The sequence below is a fragment of the Dactylosporangium sp. NPDC006015 genome (assembly GCF_040614215.1).
Lineage (GTDB): Bacteria > Actinomycetota > Actinomycetes > Mycobacteriales > Micromonosporaceae > Dactylosporangium > Dactylosporangium maewongense.
On the sequence record NZ_JBEXUD010000036.1, the window covers coordinates 104,712 to 121,229 of the forward strand.

The 16,518-nt window shown below is 72.1% G+C and carries 16 protein-coding genes; 5 read left to right on the plus strand and 11 right to left on the minus strand.

All coding sequences use genetic code 11. The annotated features are described in order from the left end of the window. Window positions 1-4: 4 nt before the first annotated feature. Complete coding sequence (locus tag ABZ321_RS42340; RefSeq protein ID WP_354901375.1) at window positions 5-1,150, minus strand: FAD-dependent monooxygenase; 1,146 nt, start codon at window positions 1,148-1,150, stop codon at window positions 5-7. Window positions 1,151-1,180: 30 nt separating this feature from the next. On the opposite strand from ABZ321_RS42340, the gene ABZ321_RS42345 reads away from it, so the two are divergent. Further along, the gene (locus tag ABZ321_RS42345; RefSeq protein ID WP_354901377.1) at window positions 1,181-1,918 is read left to right on the plus strand and encodes a TetR/AcrR family transcriptional regulator; all 738 of its coding nucleotides are present in this window, start codon (window positions 1,181-1,183) and stop codon (window positions 1,916-1,918) included. A 90-nt stretch (window positions 1,919-2,008) separates the two neighbouring features. Here the strand turns inward: ABZ321_RS42345 and ABZ321_RS42350 are convergent, their stop codons facing one another. From ABZ321_RS42350 to ABZ321_RS42365, 4 genes are all read right to left on the minus strand, one after another. Next, a complete protein-coding gene (locus tag ABZ321_RS42350; protein ID WP_354901379.1) occupies window positions 2,009-3,721 on the minus strand; it encodes an MFS transporter in 1,713 nt (570 codons plus the stop codon). Then, window positions 3,718-4,131: a MarR family transcriptional regulator gene (locus ABZ321_RS42355; protein WP_344502273.1), complete on the minus strand. Its 414-nt coding sequence runs from the start codon at window positions 4,129-4,131 to the stop codon at window positions 3,718-3,720. Before ABZ321_RS42355 ends, ABZ321_RS42350 begins: the two co-directional genes overlap by 4 nt. A 63-nt stretch (window positions 4,132-4,194) precedes the next feature. Next, complete coding sequence (locus ABZ321_RS42360; protein WP_344502274.1) at window positions 4,195-4,584, minus strand: VOC family protein; 390 nt, start codon at window positions 4,582-4,584, stop codon at window positions 4,195-4,197. A 126-nt stretch (window positions 4,585-4,710) separates the two neighbouring features. Next, on the minus strand, window positions 4,711-6,210 hold the full coding sequence (locus ABZ321_RS42365) for a nucleoside hydrolase-like domain-containing protein (protein ID WP_344502275.1): 1,500 nt from the start codon (window positions 6,208-6,210) through the stop codon (window positions 4,711-4,713). Window positions 6,211-6,680: 470 nt separating this feature from the next. Between ABZ321_RS42365 and ABZ321_RS42370 the strand changes: the two genes are divergently transcribed. Next, window positions 6,681-7,160: a hypothetical protein gene (locus tag ABZ321_RS42370; protein WP_354901381.1), complete on the plus strand. Its 480-nt coding sequence runs from the start codon at window positions 6,681-6,683 to the stop codon at window positions 7,158-7,160. 57 nt (window positions 7,161-7,217) lie between these two features. Here the strand turns inward: ABZ321_RS42370 and ABZ321_RS42375 are convergent, their stop codons facing one another. The 5 genes from ABZ321_RS42375 to lysX form a co-directional block, all read right to left on the minus strand. After that, window positions 7,218-7,922, minus strand: a complete 705-nt coding sequence (locus ABZ321_RS42375; protein ID WP_344502277.1) for a hypothetical protein — start codon at window positions 7,920-7,922, stop codon at window positions 7,218-7,220. Window positions 7,923-8,049: 127 nt separating this feature from the next. Continuing rightward, the gene (locus ABZ321_RS42380) at window positions 8,050-9,225 is read right to left on the minus strand and encodes a cation:proton antiporter (protein ID WP_344502279.1); all 1,176 of its coding nucleotides are present in this window, start codon (window positions 9,223-9,225) and stop codon (window positions 8,050-8,052) included. A gap of 9 nt (window positions 9,226-9,234) precedes the next feature. Next, entirely contained in the window at window positions 9,235-9,717 is a 483-nt protein-coding gene (locus tag ABZ321_RS42385) for a cation:proton antiporter regulatory subunit (RefSeq protein WP_344502280.1), read from the minus strand. 34 nt (window positions 9,718-9,751) lie between these two features. Beyond that, window positions 9,752-10,480 carry an IclR family transcriptional regulator gene (locus ABZ321_RS42390; RefSeq protein WP_354901384.1) on the minus strand — a complete coding sequence of 243 codons (729 nt, stop codon included), beginning with the start codon at window positions 10,478-10,480 and terminating at the stop codon, window positions 9,752-9,754. 29 nt (window positions 10,481-10,509) lie between these two features. Then, complete coding sequence (gene lysX / locus ABZ321_RS42395) at window positions 10,510-13,764, minus strand: bifunctional lysylphosphatidylglycerol synthetase/lysine--tRNA ligase LysX (RefSeq protein WP_354901386.1); 3,255 nt, start codon at window positions 13,762-13,764, stop codon at window positions 10,510-10,512. A gap of 56 nt (window positions 13,765-13,820) precedes the next feature. On the opposite strand from lysX, the gene ABZ321_RS42400 reads away from it, so the two are divergent. Together ABZ321_RS42400 and ABZ321_RS42405 are read left to right on the plus strand one after the other, a co-directional pair. After that, a complete protein-coding gene (locus ABZ321_RS42400) occupies window positions 13,821-14,318 on the plus strand; it encodes a hemerythrin domain-containing protein (protein WP_354901388.1) in 498 nt (165 codons plus the stop codon). A 35-nt stretch (window positions 14,319-14,353) separates the two neighbouring features. Further along, entirely contained in the window at window positions 14,354-15,061 is a 708-nt protein-coding gene (locus ABZ321_RS42405) for an SDR family oxidoreductase (protein WP_344502284.1), read from the plus strand. Here the strand turns inward: ABZ321_RS42405 and ABZ321_RS42410 are convergent. Continuing rightward, entirely contained in the window at window positions 15,050-15,811 is a 762-nt protein-coding gene (locus tag ABZ321_RS42410; RefSeq protein WP_344502286.1) for a UDP-galactose-lipid carrier transferase, read from the minus strand. The two genes, ABZ321_RS42405 and ABZ321_RS42410, sit on opposite strands and share 12 nt — an antisense overlap. A gap of 105 nt (window positions 15,812-15,916) precedes the next feature. Between ABZ321_RS42410 and ABZ321_RS42415 the strand changes: the two genes are divergently transcribed. Further along, window positions 15,917-16,518, plus strand: a 602-nt coding sequence (locus tag ABZ321_RS42415; protein ID WP_354901390.1) for a lysylphosphatidylglycerol synthase domain-containing protein, incomplete at its 3' end; no start/stop codon positions are given.

The window sequence follows — 16,518 nt, forward strand, 5'->3', positions numbered from 1 at the left end:
TTCGTCAGCCCGCGGCGGCGGGCTCGGCGGGCCGCGTGAAGAAGCGGACGATGTCGTCGGCCGCGGTGGGGGACAGCATCATCGCCTGGACCCGCGCGGACATCTCGGCGATCGGGTGGATCCGGGTGAACATCGCCTCCTCGTACGTCCGGATCGCCGCGTCGGGGTCGGCGGGACCGGCGGCGAGCGCGGCGGCGAGCTCGGCCGCGTCGAGCATCGCCTGGTTGGCGCCCTCGCCGACCGGCGGCATGAGGTGCGCGGCGTCGCCGATGAGGGTGACGCCCGGCCGGTGGGCCCAGCGGGTGCCGGTGGGCATCGCCTCGATCCTGCGCATCGTCGGGCCGTCGCCGGCCTCGATGAGTGCGGTGAGGGCGGGGTCCCAGCCGTCGAACAGCTCCAGCAGGGCGGGCTTGCTGCGGTAGGTGTGCAGGCGATCGTCCGCGCCCAGATCCTCAGCGGGCAGATCGTCGGCGGGTAGGGAGATCCCGACCCGGATGGTGCCGTCGCCGAGGCGCTGAGCCGCCAGGATCCGGCGTACGCCGATGCACCAGAGGTTTCCGGGGCCGACCAGCTCGGCGAGGTCGGGGTGGCGCCGGTCCGCGTCGCGGATGCTCAGCTCGACCAGGACGGCCACGCAGGACAGGGGCGCGTCGGTCAGCAGCGACCGGGCGGCCGAGCGCGCGCCGTCCGCGCCGACGAGGAGGTCGCAGCCGGCCCGGTCGCCGCCGTCGAACGCCAGCTCGAACCCTCCGCCGGGGCGCGGCGTCGCCGCGACGAGCCGGTGCCGCCAGGCCACCGTGTCGCCGGGGACCGAGTCGAGCAGCAGGTCGCGCAGCGCGGCGCGGTCGATCTCCGGGCGTCCGTCGAACGAGCCGGGCCGTGGCGTGTGGTGCACGAGCACGCGTCCTGCCGGGTCGAGGATGCGGTGCTCCTCGCCCTCCGGCCGCGCCGTGGACCGGAACCTGCCGGCGAGGCCCGCGTCGGCCAGGGCCCGCTGCCCGGACTCCGGGTGCAGGTCGAGCGACCCGCCCTGGGACCGCGCGGACCTGCCCGCCTCGCGCTCGTACACCACCGCGCCGATGCCGTGCCGGTGCAGGATCCGGGCCAGCGTCAGCCCGCCGAGGCCGCCACCGGCGATCGCGATTCGCATCGTCGTCTCCCTTACCGTACGCTGTACCTTATGGATACGCCGTACGGTAGCGCACCGCTGCCAGTCTGGGAACGGCCCGAGCCCCAGCCGCGGGCGGCGCCGGTGCCGCTGAGCCGCGCGAAGATCGCCGCCACGGCGATCCGGCTCGCCGACGCGGACGGCCTCGAGGGGCTGTCGGTGCGCAAGATTGCCAAGGAGCTCGGCGTCGGCCCGATGCGGCTGTACGACTACGTGACCAACCGATCCGAGCTGCTGGACCTGATGGTCGACGCCGTCTACGCCCGGATCGCCGAGCCCGGCCAGGACTCCGCTCAGGAGTCAGGGTGGCGGGCCACGGTGCTGGCCATCGTCCACCGGACCCGCGCCGCCGCCCTGGAGCACGAGTGGTTCGCCGACCTGCTCGGCGCGCGGCCACACCTGGGCCCGCACGCCCTCGCCGTGGGCGAGTCGACCGCGGCGGCGCTCAGCCAGGCCACCGGCCTGCACGGCGTCGACGACCTCCAGCGGGCCCTGGGCGCCCTCAACGCCTTCGTCGTCGGATCGCTCCGCCGCGAGATCACCGAGCGCCGCACCGCCCGCTCCACCGGGACCGACGTGTCCGCCTGGCAGGCCGCCCTCGGCCCCTACCTGACCCGCATGCTCGAAACGGGCCGCTACCCCACCGTCTCCCGCCTCGTCCACGACGGCGCCCACCTCGACGCCGGCGAGACCTTCCACCACACCCTGACCACCATCCTCGACGGCATCACCGGCCACCCCCGCACCTGACCTGTCACACCTCCGTCGCCACAGCCAGACGGGCCGGCGCCTCCCCACAGAGGCGCCGGCCCGTTTTCTGGGGTCGCTGGGTCCGTGGCGTTACTCAGCGACCGCGTTCTCCGGCCCCCGGGGGGTTTTGATGAGCGAGGCGAGGGCTCCGACGACCGACATGGCGATGGCCAGCCAGAAGACGACGACCAGGCCGTCGTGGAAGGGGCCGGAGACCAGGTGGGGGAAGAACTCGCGGCCGGTGAGGGTGGTGGCGTTCGCGGCCGGGAGCTGGGCCAGCAGCTGCGGGCCGAGCAGGGCGGCGATCGGGTTGTAGCCCAGGAAGGCGGCGAAGAGGGTGCCGACCGGCGGGAGGTTGGCGATGGTGTGCGCGGCGGAGGCCGGCACGCCCTGGGCGGTGAGGCCGGTGTCGAGGGTCGAGGGGAGGGAGCTGGAGAGACCGGCGACCATCAGGGAGAAGAAGACGCCGATGGACAGGACCATGCCGGCGTTCTGGAACGTGGCCCGCATGCCTGACGCGGCGCCCCGGAGGTGGGCGGGGACGCTGGACATGACGAGGCTGGTGTTGGGGGCGGCGAAGAGGCCGCCGCCGAGGCCGTTGAGGAAGACGAGGAAGGCGAAGGCCCAGTAGCTGAAGTCGGTCGGCAGGATGAGCAGGCCGCCGAACGAGAGGGCCATGACGAGCAGGCCGCAGGCGGCGAAGAGGCGCGGGCCGTACTTGTCGGAGAGGTGGCCGGCGATGGGGCCGGCGGCGAGGAAGCCGACGGTGAGCGGCAGCAGGTAGATGCCGGCCCAGAGCGGGGTCTCCTCGTAGCGGTAGCCGTGCAGCGGCAGCCAGATGCCCTGCAGCCAGATGATCAGCATGAACTGCAGGCCGCCGCGGGCGATGGAGGCGAGCAGGCCGGCGATGTTGCCGGAGGCGAACGCCCGGTTGCGGAACAGGCCGAGGGGGAACATCGGCGAGTCGACGCGGGTCTCGATCCAGGCGAAGAGGCCGAGCACGGCGACGCCGCCGATGAGACCGGCGAGCACCCACGGGTTGGTCCAGCCCTGACTGTGGCCGCCGTAGGGCTGGATGCCGTACGTGATGCCGGCGAGCAGGGCGGTGAGGCCGACGGCGAAGGTGAGGTTGCCCCACCAGTCGATGCGGCCGGGCCGGCGCAGGCCGGTGTCGTGCAGCGAGCGGTACGCCCAGATGGTGCCGATCACGCCGATGGGGACGTTGACCCAGAAGATGGCGCGCCAGTTCCACTCGGCGAGGAGGCCGCCGAGGACCAGGCCGATGAAGGAGCCGGCGATGCCGGCGACGATGTTGACGCCGAGGGCCATGCCGCGCTGGGCGGCCGGGAAGGCGTCGGTGAGGATCGCGGCGGAGTTGGCCATGAGCATCGAGCCGCCGACGGCCTGCAGGACGCGCCAGCCGATCAGCCACAGGGCGCCGCCGCCGCCGTCGAACGGGTCGAGGGACAGCGCGATCGAGGTGATCGTGAACAGTGCGAAGCCGGCGTTGTAGATGCGGACGCGGCCGTACATGTCGCCGAGGCGGCCGAGGGTCACCACGAGGACGGCGCTGACGAGCATGTAGCCCATGAGCATCCACAGCAGGTAGCTGACGTTGCCGGGGCTGAGCGGGTCGAGGTGGATGCCGTTGAAGATGGCGGGCAGCGAGATGAGCACGATCGAGGAGTTGATCGTGGCGATCAGCATGCCGAGGGTGGTGTTGGACAGCGCGACCCACTTGTAGTGCGGGTGGTCGGTCCCGCCGACCAGGGCGCCGCGGAGGCCGGGAAGCGTCGAGGTCACGGTGCGAGCCTTTCCAGCGCCGGCAGCGCGGCCGCGAGCAGCGCCTGGTCGTCTGCGGACAGCGAGGACAGCAGGTCCTGCAGGTGCGCGGCGCGCACCTCCCGGCGGCGGGCGAGCAGGTCGCGGCCGGCCAGGGTGACCCGCACGAGCACGACCCGGCCGTCGGTGGGGTCGGGCGTGCGCTCGGCGAGGCCGTCACGCTCGAGGCGCTGGGCGAGCTGCGTCATCGCGGGCTGCGTGACGCCCTCCGCGGCGGCGAGCTCGGTGAGCCGGCGCGGCCCCTCCCGCTCCAGCCGGCGCAGCGTGGACGCGGCGGTCAGGCTGATGTCGTTGGGCGGGTTGCCCTGCCGGAGCAGGCTGAAGAGCCGCTCGACGGCAGTCGTCAGCCGCGCGGAGTCAACAAGGACCATGCTCCAATTTGTATCACGCACTTATAAAAGCACGTTATGTATCAGGTCACAGGAAATGGAGCATCAGGCGGATCCGCTGCCGTACGGGCGCGTGAGGATCTCCATGTTGTGTCCGCTGGGATCGTCGAAGTACACGCCCCGCCCGCCGTCGCGGTGGTTGATCTCCTGCGGCTGATCGTGGTGCGGATCGGCGTAGTAGGCCACCCCGGCCTGCTTGATGCGGCCGAAGATGGCGTCGAACTCGGGCTCCGACACCAGGAACGCGTAGTGCTGAGCGGTGACCGGCCGGTCGCCGGTGTCGGCGAAGTCCAGGGTGACGCCGTTGCTCACCTCGACCGGGACGAACGGACCGAAGCGCCGGCCCACCGGCACCCCCAGCATCGCCGCCAGGAAACCGGCCGATGTCTCCTTGTCGCGGGCCGCGACAATCGTGTGATTGAGCTGGACGGACATTGTGACGCCTCCCGATTCCAGCGTGATGTCTTCCGACTGTTACCCCAATGTTCCCCCGCAAAGCCGACAGGGCCGACCCAGCGACTGGGCCGGCCCTGAAGGCCCTGAACCTGAAACCTGTTCCGCCTACTTCACCGTGACGATGACCCGCTGGTAGTGCTTGAGCGCGGGGGCGCCGTTGTCGGTGACCTCGAGGACGAGGTGGATGGTGTCACCCGGCTTGGCGTCGGCGGGGACGGTGAACGACGTGGTCGCCGTGTCCGCGCCGGAGAGCGCGACCGTGCCGGCGTAGGTGTCGGCGTCGGTGTACTCCCACCAGCGGTAGGTCAGGCTGTCGCCGTCCGGGTCCGAGCCGCGGCCGTGCAGGGTCAGCGTCTTGCCGGCCTTCGCCCGCAGGTCCAGGCCTTCGCGGACGGAGGCCGCCGGGTTGTGGTTCGCGTCGCCGTACTTCGCGGTGACGCCCCAGTCGGCCCGCGCCGCGAAGTCGTTCTGCAGGTCGGCGACCCACCGGGTCTGCGGGTACGCCCGGTCGTTCGCGCCGGTGTTCGGGTTGACGTCGGTGGTGTCGATCCAGCCGGTGGCGTTCGTGGCGAACCGGCCGCCCCAGCCGCCGTAGGTCGGGTTCTCCGACGAGCGCAGTCCGTTGAAGTCGAGCAGGTACATGAACGACGGGGAGTCGCCCTCGGAGATGAAGTCGTGCACGCCGTAGGTGAGGTTCTGCTCCGGCCGCCAGCGGTTGTTCTGGTCGTCGCCGGGGGTCGGCTTGCCGTCGCGGTAGGTGCGGTACTGCTCCAGCAGCGCGCCGTGCCCGGTCAGGAAGTTCTGCTCCATGTACGGCGCCCTGAGCGCGTACTGGTTGGCGGCCGGCACCTGGCGCGTCCAGAGGTAGGCGAAGCTCCAGAACTGGCTCTGGTTGTCGACGATCTTCATGTCGGGCCAGTTGGGCTTGATGTAGCCGTTGAGGGTCGAGTCCTGGTTCAGGATGTTGTAGATCACGACCTTCTGGCTGATCCTGCGCTGGATCTCCGGCCACCGGCGGTCGTTCTGGTACTGCTCCTGGATGGACTTCAGCGCCCGCGCGGTGGTGTTCAGGCCGCCCCACGACTGGATGTACAGCGGGCCGGGCTGGTCGTCGAGGATCACCTTCCGGATCAACTCGGAACCCTCGGTGACCTTGTCCATCTCGCTGACGTTGTCGATGTTTCCGATCTTGTACAGCGAGCGGAGCTTCGCGGGGCTCGGGTAGCCGTCCGCGTGCTTGCGCAGGTTCGGGTAGATCTGCTCGTACAGGTCGATGTAGTGGTTGAGCCACTCGGTGCCGGTCCAGCGGAACGGCTGCACGCCCGCGCCGTCGCCGGCGTAGTGGTACTGCGAGCTCGAGTAGACGATGCCCTGGATGTCGAACTCGTTCGAGTAGTACAGGAAGCGGATGAACGAGTCCATGTCGTCCACCTCGCCGTCCTGCGAGACGATGATGCGCGGCTTGGTGACCGATGCGCCCTGGGACTGCTGGCCCTGGGAGTCGCCGTCCTCGTCGGCGGCCAGGGCGGCGGTCGCGGCCGTGAGCGGCAGGGTCACTGCCAGGGCCGCGGCGACCAGGCACCTGCGGAGCGTTCGCGCTCGCATTGGCACGTTCCTTCCGGAGTTGGGCAGCCGCCATCGGCCCCCGTCGTGCTGGGGGCTGCCAGTAGGGGAGCGATCTCGTCTGAATATATATTCAGACTCGCATTTATATTGAACAGCACCGTAACTGCGCCGTAACTTGAGAGTCAAGACCTCGGGCCCGCTCGCGGCCGGGCGCCTCATGCCGGGCCCGCGGCTGCCGACGTTGGGTACATGGTGGCTCGGGGGCGTCGGCGGTCGGCGGGCTGCGCCGCGGCCGCCGCCGTGCTGGCCGCCGCCCCGCTGGGCACGTGGAGCGTGGCCGACGCGGCGTTCAGCGGCGCCGCCGCCAACCCCGGCAACCGCCTGGCGGTCGGCTCGCTCGCGGCGCCGACGGCACTGACGCTCGCCACGGCCTGCGTGGGCGGCACGCCCAGCGTCAACGCCGCCTGGACGGCCGGGTCCGGCGGGTCGGCGCCGACGGCAACGCCGCGATGTTCAACGTCTCCGGCCTGGTCCCCGGGGCCGGCGGATCCGCGTGCATCACCGTGTCGTGGACCGGCACCGTGACCCCGTCGGCGCCCGTGCAGCTCTACGTCGCGAGCGGGGACGCCACCGACACGCCGGGCGGTGGCGGTGGCGGCACGATGCCGTACCTCAACTGGAGCGTCGAGAAGGCGGCCGGCACCGGCATCTTCGGCTCGGGCGCGTCCTGCACCGGCCTGACCGGCACGACGATCTTCGGCAACACGGCCGACACCGTGGTCACCGCTGGGCGCATGCTGTCGGACTTCACCGTGAAGAGCACCTACAGTGCGGCCGGCACCACGAGCGTGTCCTCCGGCTGGACCCCGGCGGGGAACGTCGCCGGCACGACGGTCTTCCGGTTCAACTACCGGATGGCCACCGACACCCCGAACTCGGCCATGGGCGCCGTCGCGGTCGTGAAGATCACGTGGGAGGCGCGCAGCTGACCCGCGCCGGGTCGTGGACCGCCGGCCGGAGCAGCGATCCACGACCGTTCGGCCGGACTAGATGCACTTCTTGTTGTCGACGATGGTGAGACCGTCGACCAGGTTGCCGTAGCCCTCGTCGGTCGAGGCGCTCTCGACGGCCGTGAGCGTCACCCGGGTCATCGTCTGGTTGGAGCCCGTCTGGTACCAGCCGGACAGCCGCCGCCACGAGACGTCGGTCGCGGTGTTCATGTACGCGAAGGTCGAGCCGACCCCGTTGACGTTGCCGTTGTCGCTCTTCGGCGTGCGGCCGAAGTGGATCTGGGTGGCGTCGACGTCCTTGGCGTCGGAGGTGTCCCGGGCCCGGATCCAGAAGGACCAGTAGATCTTCGAGTTGGGCTTGGTCTTGATGTCCTGGTAGATCGAGTTGCCGGAGCCGGTCGCGTTGAGCTCGGCGAACTGGCTGCCGAAGCGGGCCGGCACGCCGTCCATGCCGCTCTTCCAGATCTCGATCTGGCCCTGCGGGTCGTCGGTGCGCCAGCCCGGCACGTCGTCCTCGTCGAACAGCATCCAGTCCGCGCCCTTGACCTTCGGCGCCTCGAAGCCGCCGTCGGTCGTCAGCTCCTTGCAGGCGGCCGACGGCGCCTTCTTCGACGTGGTGGTGGCGTTGCCGAACCCGCCGGGGCCGCCGGCGCCCGCGGCCGACGCCGGCGGCGCGCCGACGAGCGTCGCGAGCAGTGCGGCGGCGCCGACCGCGGGCAGCAGCTTGGTGTGCTTGAGCATGGTGATTCCCCCTGTCCGCCACGGCTGCGTTGCCGTGGCAACCTCCGCCGCAGAGCCAAACACGCTGACCTGGGCAAAGGCGGACAGTTAAGGGAAATTCCGTATTTCGGGCAGACTTGTCGAGCCGTTACGTGGTCGCCGGCCGCTTGCGCTTGCGCAGGTAGAGCCGTGCGAGGGGCTCCGCCGCGCGGGCCGCGAGCGGCCCCAGGATCGCCAGGATGAGCACGTACGCGGCGGCGAGCGGCCCGAGCTTCGCGTTGGTGCCGGCCGCGACCGCGAGCCCCGCGATGACGATGTTGAACTCGCCGTGCGGCAGCAGCGCGGCGCCGGCCCGGATCCGGCCGGTGATCGCCACCCCGGCCCGCCGGGCCGCGATCCACCCGGTCGCCATCTTCGACACGATCCCGGCGAGCGCGAGCAGCGCCGCGACGCCGAGCACCGGCGGCAGCGCCCGCGGGTCGGTCTGCAGGCCGAAGAAGACGAAGAACACGGCCGCGAACAGGTCCCGCAGCGGCGTCAGCAGCTCCCGCGCGGTGTGCGCCAGGGGCCCGGACAGCGCGATGCCGACGAGGAACGCCCCGACGGCCGCGGACACCTGCAGCAGCTCGGCCACGCCCGCGACGAGCACGGTCAGGCCGAGCACCTTGAGCAGCAGCACCTCGTCGCTGTCGGAGGCGACGAACCGCTCCACGATGTGCCCGAAGCGCAGCGCGACGAGGAGGATGGCGCTGATCGTGGCGGCGGCGATGGCGAGGGTCGCGGTGCCGCCGAGCAGGCCGACGCCGGCCAGCAGCGCGGTCAGGATCGGCAGGTACAGCGCCATCATCAGGTCCTCGAAGACCAGCAGCGACAGCACGACCGGGGTCTCGCGGTTGCCGAGCCAGCCGAGGTCGGACAGGATCTTCGCGGTGATGCCGGAGGACGTCACGTACGTGATGCCGCCCATCGCGACCGCGGCGACCGGACCCCAGCCGAGGATGAGCGCGGCCGCGACGCCCGGCGCGGCGTTGAGCACGAGGTCGATGAGCCCGGCGGGTGCGGAGGAGCGCAGGGTGCCGACGAGCTCCGGCGCGGTGTACTCCAGGCCGAGCGTGAACAGCAGCAGGATGACGCCGATCTCCGCGCCGGCGGAGATGAACTCGGTGCTGGTGGTCAGCGGCAGCACGCCGCCGGCGCCGAACGCGAGACCGGCGAGCAGGTACAGCGGGATGGGGGAGATCGAGAACCGCAGGGACAGGGCGCCGAGCAGGCCCAGCGCGAGGATGACCGCACCAAGCTCGATGAGGATCGTGTCGTGGTGCACGGGCGGCCCCTATCCGTCCGTGAGGAGCGTCGCGACGCCCTCGGTGCCGGCGGCGGTGCCCACCACGACGATCGTGTCGCCGGCGACCAGGCCGAAGTCGGGTCGCGGGCTCGTGTGCACGGTCCCGCCGCGCAGCACGGCGACGATCGAGGCGCCGGTGCGGGTGCGGGCCTGCGTGTCGCCGAGGGTGCGGCCGTCGTACGGCGAGCCCGGCGCCAGCACCAGCTGCTCGGTGACGAGGCCGGTCACCTGCCGCTGCAGCTCGGCGAGGTGCTCCACGATCCGCGCGGTGCCGAGGTACTCGGCGACCGTGTTGGACTCCTCCGCGGACAGGGCCACGGAGACCACGCTGGTATCGGGGTCTTCCTTGTCGTAGATGACGAGGTCACGCCGCCCGCTGCGGTGGGAGACGATGCCGATCCGGCGGCCACGGGCGGTGGTCACCACGTGGCTCGTGCCGATGCCGGGGAGGTCGGTGCGCTCGACGTTCATACCCCATGGTATCGGAATTGGATCTATGTCAGCGTCAGCGACGCAATGCCTCGCCGAGTTCTTCGGTGGTGCGGACCAGATTGGCGGCGATCTCGACGGCGTGGTCGTCGGTGAGCCGGGCGAGCGGCACGCCCACGCTGATCGCGTCGGTGGTGCCGGGCACGGCCGCCGCGACGCAGCCGACCCCCGGCTGGAACTGGCCGCGTTCGTAGGCCCATCCGCGGGCCCTGGTCTCGGCCAGCTCCTCGAACAGCGTCGCCCGGTCGGCGACGGACTCGCTGGTGTGGGCCTCGAACCCGAGATCCAGCAGCGCGACGACCCGCTCCCGGGGCAGCTCGGCGAGGATCGCCTTGCCGCTGGCGGAGGCGTATGCGGGCATCCGCCGGCCGACGGCGGAGCCGGCCGTGTCCTGCGCCGGCTCCCGGCTCGCGATGCAGACGATGCCGGGCGGGTCGAGACGCACCAGGCGCACCGCCTCGTCGAGCCGGTCCCGCAGCTGCGTCAGCAGCGGCGCCGCGAGCCGGACGGTGCGGTCGGCCAGCAGATAGGCGCTGCCCGGTCGCAGCGCCACCACGCCGATGGCGTAGCTGTCGTCGGGCTCGGCGACGACCCAGCCGCGGTCCACGAGCTTGCGGAGCCGGCCCCGGAGCACGCCCTCGGGCAGCCCGAGCTGGCGCAGGAGCGACTCGAAGGTCACCCGGTCGGTGGCGGCCGACAGACGCTCGAGCACGTCGAGGGTCGGGCTATCGTCAGTGACGCGCATTAGAACCACATTTCCCCGTGGGGCGAGACTTAAACATTCCGGCCTGAACTTTTCTTCACGAGTGGGAACGGCAAGGTCTCGCGGATCGTCCGGCCGGTCAGCATCATGACGAGCCGGTCGACGCCGAGGCCCAGCCCGCCGCTCGGCGGCATCGCGAACTCGAACGCGTCCAGGAAGTCCTCGTCCAGCGACATCGCCTCCGGGTCGCCGGCCGCCGCCCGCAGCGACTGGGCCGTGAGCCGGGCGCGCAGCTCGACGGGGTCGACGAGCTCGGTGTACGCCGTGCCGAGCTCCATCCCGAACGCGACCAGGTCCCAGCGCTCGGCGAGGCGCGGGTCGTCGCGGTGCTGGCGGGTCAGCGGCGACACGTCGACGGGGAAGTCCGTGTAGAACGTGGGCCGGACCGTGGCGCCCTCGACCAGATGCTCGTAGAGCTCGAGGACGATCTGGCCGTGGGTCCACCCCTCCTGCCACCCGACACCGTGCCGGTCCGCGACCGCCCGAAGATCGTCGACGGAGGCGTCCGGCGTGACCGTCGCGCCCGCCGCCCGGGAGACCGCCTCGTACACCGGCACCACCGGCCACTCGTCGCGCAGGTCGACGACCTCGTCGCCGCGGGTGAGCAGGCACCCGGGGCCCGCCTCGGCGGCGGCGAGGATCAGCGAGCGGGCCAGGTCGCGCATCGTGGTGTAGTCGCCGTACGCCTCGTAGGCCTCCAGCATCGTGAACTCGGGGTTGTGGGTGGCGTCGACACCCTCGTTGCGGAAGTTGCGGCCGATCTCGAAGACCCGCTCGACCCCGCCGACGGCGAGGCGCTTGAGGTACAGCTCGGGCGCGATCCGCAGGAAGAGCGGCATGTCGTAGGCGTTGGAGTGGGTCACGAACGGTCGGGCGTTGGCGCCGCCGTGCACCCGTTGCAGCACCGGCGTCTCCACCTCGACGAAGTCGCGGCCGTGCAGGGCGGCGCGCAGCGCGAAGCCGACCGCGGAGCGCAGCCGCACCATGTCACGGGGCGTCGAGTTGACGATCAGGTCGACGTGCCGCTGCCGGACCAGCGCCTCCGGGTCCGCGAGCCCGCGGTGCTTGTCCGGCAGGGGGCGCAGGCACTTGGCCGTCAGGCACCAACCGTCCGCCATGACCGACAGCTCGCCGCGTTTCGTCGTGCCGACGACGCCGCCGACACCGACGTGGTCGCCGAGGTCGACCGTGGCCGCGAACGACGGGTCGCCGCTGATCATGACCTGCAGGTCGCCGGACCAGTCGCGCAGGGTGGCGAAGCACAGGGCGCCTTGGTCGCGCAGCCGCACCACCCGCCCGGCGACGCTGACCCGCTCACCGGTGCTGACGTCGGGCGCGAGGCCTGGGTGCGCCGCCCGGATCGCGGCGATCTCGTGGGTGCGGGCGAACCCCGGCGGATACGGGTCGATGCCGTCCCGGCGCAGCGCCTCGAGCTTGGCGAGCCGGACCCTGACCTGCTCCGGCCGCCGGTCCTGGACGGCGGGGGCGGGCTCGACCTCGATCAGCGCCCGCGGCGCCTCGCTGGAGACCGGCGTGCCCCGCCGCAGCAGGGTGCGCAGGTTGGGCACGACCAGGAACCCCTCGGCCGCCGCCGACGCGAGGCCGACCTTCGCGAGGTCCCGGACGTCCTCGAAGCACAGGAACCGCGGCAGCCACTGCGGGTTGTACTTCACGTTGGAGCGGTACAACGACTCCAGCTGGAACCAGCGGGACGCGAACAGCAGCAGCGTCCGCCACAGCCGCAGCACCGGCCCCGCGCCGATCCGCGCCCCCTCCTCGAACACGGCCCGGAACACGGCGAAGTTCAGCGACACCCGCTCGACACCGAGGCGCGGCGCCTCCCGCATCAGCGTCGCCACCATGTGCTCGACCAGGCCGTTGTCGCTGGCCCGGTCGCGGCGCATGAGATCGAGGGACAGGCCGTCGGCGCCCCACGGCGTGAACGACAGCAGCGCCACCTCCCGGCCGTCGCGGTTGTGCGCCTCGACGAGCACGCACTGGCCGTCGTTGGGGTCGCCGAGCCGGCCGAGCGCCATCGAGAAGCCGCGCTCGGTCTCCGTGTCGCGCCAGCGGGCGGCGAGCTCGATGATCCGCGCCATCTCCTGCGCGCCGATGTCGGCGTGCCGGCGGATCCGCACCGTGTAACCGGCCCGCTCGACCCGGTGCACCGCCTGGCGGACCTGCCGCAGCCGCGGCGCCTCGAGGTCGAAGTCGCGGACGTGCAGGACCGCCTCGTCGCCGAGCTGGATGACGCGCAGCCCGGCGCGGGCGTACGCGGTCGCGCCCTCCTCGCTCGCGCCCATCACCGCCGGGGTCCACGCGTAGTCGCGGGCCTCCCGCAGCCACGCCTCGATCGCCGGCGGCCACGCGTCGGGCTCGCCGAGTGGGTCGCCGCTGGCGAGGGAGACGCCGAAGACCACCCGGTACGTGACGGCGGCACGCCCGGTGGGGGAGAACACGACCTCCTTGTCCCGGCGGGTCGCGAAGTAGCCGAGCGAGTCGCGGCGGCCGTGCGCGGCGAGCAGCTGCCGGACGCGTCGCTCCTCGTCGGCGTCCAGCGACGCGGTGGCCCGCTGCGAGCGCAGCAGCGCGAACAGGGCGGCGAACAGGGCGATCGCGCCGAACGCGCCAAGGATCAGGTTGACCCAGCCGGGGGCCCGGCCGTGCAGCCCCACGTCGAAGCCGAACGCTCCACCGAGGACGGTCTTGCCGCTGTACGCGAGGCGCCCCGCCCCCGGCCCGAGCGAGCCCGGGAACAGCTCGACCAGCCCCCAGCCGAGCAGCGTGAACGCGCTGATCAGCACGCCGAGGGTGGCGAGGGCCTTCGGCAGGCTGGCCCGCTGGACGCGGGCGGAGAACCCGCCACGGGCCAGCCACAGCAGCGCCAGCAGCACGGAGGTGATGACGGCGTTGGCCAGGCCGGCTGCCGCGCCGTGCCACGGCAGCCGCAGCTCCCGCGCCTCCTCGCCGCGCTCGGCGCCGCCGAGCAGCACGAACACGTCGAACAGCAGCTGCGCGCCGAGGAACAGCGCCAGGATCCAGTAGATGACGCGCTTGCGGTTGTGCACGGCGGCGGCGAGGGTCGCCAGGATCGCGGCGTAGCCGAGGTTCGCGGGCGCCGGCAGCAGCAGCGCGTCGACGGTGACCCGCACGGGGTGGACCCGCGACCCGAGCGCCGCGGAGACCGCGGCGACGGCGCACAGGACGGCCACGGCCAGCAGCCCGCCGGCGAACCAGTCGGGAAGTCTCGCGCGCAGCGTGTTCATCGGGACATCATGGCGGAGCACGTTTCGGATATCGCCCTGTGGGTGATGATGCGGGCATGGAGGACATTACCGCGCTCATCCTGGACGACCACCACGCGTTCCGCCGCGGCTTCGCCCGCCTCGACGACGCCCGCGGCGAGGAGCAGCTCACCGCCGTGTGGGAGTCCCTGGCCCTGCACCTGGAGATCCACGCCGAGGCGGAGGAGCGGATCCTGTACCCGCACCTGCTCAAGCGCTCCGACGACGCCGACGAGGAGACCGACGACGCGATCCGGGACCACAACAAGATCCGGGACGCGATCGAGGCGGCCCGCTCCCAGGCGGTCGGCTCCGACGAATGGTGGAAGGCGGTGTGGGAGGCCCGCACCGAGAACAGCGAGCACCTCGCCGAGGAGGAGGACGAGGTGCTGCCCGACTTCCGCAAGCACGCCGGCATGGACCTGCGGGTGTCGCTCGGCGCGCAGTGGCTCACGTTCTACGGCGAGCACCCGAGCGGCAAGGGCCTCACGTTCCGCGACAAGGACCCGCAGCAGTACATCCGCGAGCACAGCTAGGCATATCGGGTGCGTCGCGGGGGACCTACCCGCGCATGACAACTGTGCTGATCACCGGTGGCCTCACCGGCATCGGACGGGCCACCGCCGAGGCGTTCGCGGGCCAGGGCGCGGACGTGGTGGTCGCCGGCCGCCACGACGCCGAGCTGCCCGCCGGCGCCGTCTTCATGCACGCCGACGTGCGCCGCGAGGATGACGTCCGCCAGCTGGTCGACGACACCGTCACGCGCTTCGGCTCCCTCGACGTCGCGGTCAACAACGCCGGCACCGAGGGCACCCCGGGCGCCGTGGTGGAGCAGACCGCCGACACCTACGCCGCGACCTTCGACACCAACGTGCTCGGCACCCTGCTGAGCATGAAGCACGAGCTGCGGGTGATGGCCGAGCAGGGCCACGGCAGCATCGTCAACGTCTCGTCGGTGCTCGGCCACCAGGGCGCGCCCGGCTCGGCCGTCTACGTCGCCAGCAAGCACGCGGTCGACGGGCTCACCCGCTCGGCGGCCCTGGAGGCGGCCGGCACCGGCATCCGGGTCAACGCCGTCGCGCCGGGGCCCGTCCAGACGCCGATGCTGCAGCGGTACGAGACGTCCACCGGCTCGTCCGATCTGGTGGCGGGCGTCCCGCTCGGCCGGCCCGCCACCCCCGACGAGATCGCGAAGGCCGTGCTGTTCCTCGGCTCCGAGGCGTCCAGCTTCATGACCGGCGAGGTGATGTACGTCGACGGCGGCGCGTCAGCCCGGTAGTTCGAGCCCGTGGCGGTCCAGGGCCTCCTCGACCGCGGCGCACACCTGCTCCACCACGAGCACCCGGGCCGTGGGCTTGTCGTTGCCGGGGATGACGTGCCACGGCCCGGCCGGGTGGTCGGTGCGGGCCAGCATGTCCTCCACCGCCTGCTTGTACGCGGGCCGCTTCTCCCGGTTGCGCCAGTCCTCGTCGGTGAGCTTCCACGAGCGCAGCGGGTCGTCGCGCCGGCTCTGGAAGCGGCGCAGCTGCTCCTTGCCGGAGATGTGCATCCAGAACTTCACGATGACCATGCCCTCGGCGGCGAGCGTCCGCTCGAACTCGACGATCTCCTCGTAGGCGCGGCTCCACTGCTCCTCGGTCGCGAACTGCTCGACGCGTTCGACGAGGACCCGGCCATACCAGGACCGGTCCAGGACCGTCATCCCGCCCCAGCCCGGCAGCGCCGGCCAGAACCGCCACAGGAAGTGGTGCCGCTTCTCGTCGTACGTCGGCGCCGCGAACTGCGCCACCCGCACGTGCCGCGGGTCGAGGTGGTCGACGAGCCGCTTGATCGAGCCGCCCTTGCCGGAGGCGTCCCAGCCCTCGAACACCACGCACAGCGGCGGTCCGAGCCGCGCCTTGCCGCCACCGATCTGCCCGCCGAGCGTCAGCCGGAGCCGCAGCAGCCGCTCTTGGGCCGCCGCGAGCCGGAGGCCCGCCTCCGATTTGGGCAACGTGTCGTGGAGGTCGACCTTCGACAGGCGCTTCATGGCCTCCAGCCTCGCATGGGTTCACCCTCTGTGCGTGACGAGCGCAACGCACTTCCTGTCGCCCATGTGGCCGCGCCGCAACCAAAGGATGGGACAGTTCTCGGCATGAGCACGAAGCGGGCGCTGCGGATCGCCGCGCTGCTCGTCGTGCTGGGTGTGGCCACGGTCACGCTCAAGGACAAACTGCCCGACCCGGACCAGATCGCCGCCACCATCGCCTCCGCGAGCCCCTGGTGGCTGGTCCTCGCCGCGGTGGCCGAGCTGGTCTCCCTGCGGCACTTCGCCCTCCAGCAGCGCCGCCTCCTCGCCGGTTTCGGGGTGCGGATGTCGGTGCCCCGGGCCGTCGCGGTCACCTTCACCCGCTCCGCGATCTCCTTCAGCCTGCCGGCCGGGTCCGCCGTGTCCGCGGGCTTCGCGTTCCGCCAGTTCCGCACCGCCGGCGCCACCCGCCGCACCGCCGGTGCCGTGGCCGTCCTGTCGTCCCTGCTGTCCGGTCTGGCGCTGCTGCTCATGTACGGCGCCGTCGTCCTCGTCCCGCACGGCGGCGTCACCGGCACCGGCCACACGCTCGGGCTGGTCCTCACCCTGCTGGCCGGCGCCACCGTGGTGTTCGGCCTGGACTTCCTGCTCTTCCGCGGCCCGCTGCCGCCCGCGCCCGCGCTCGACGAGGAGCCGGCCGGCCGGGCGCCCGGCGGCCTGGTCGCGCG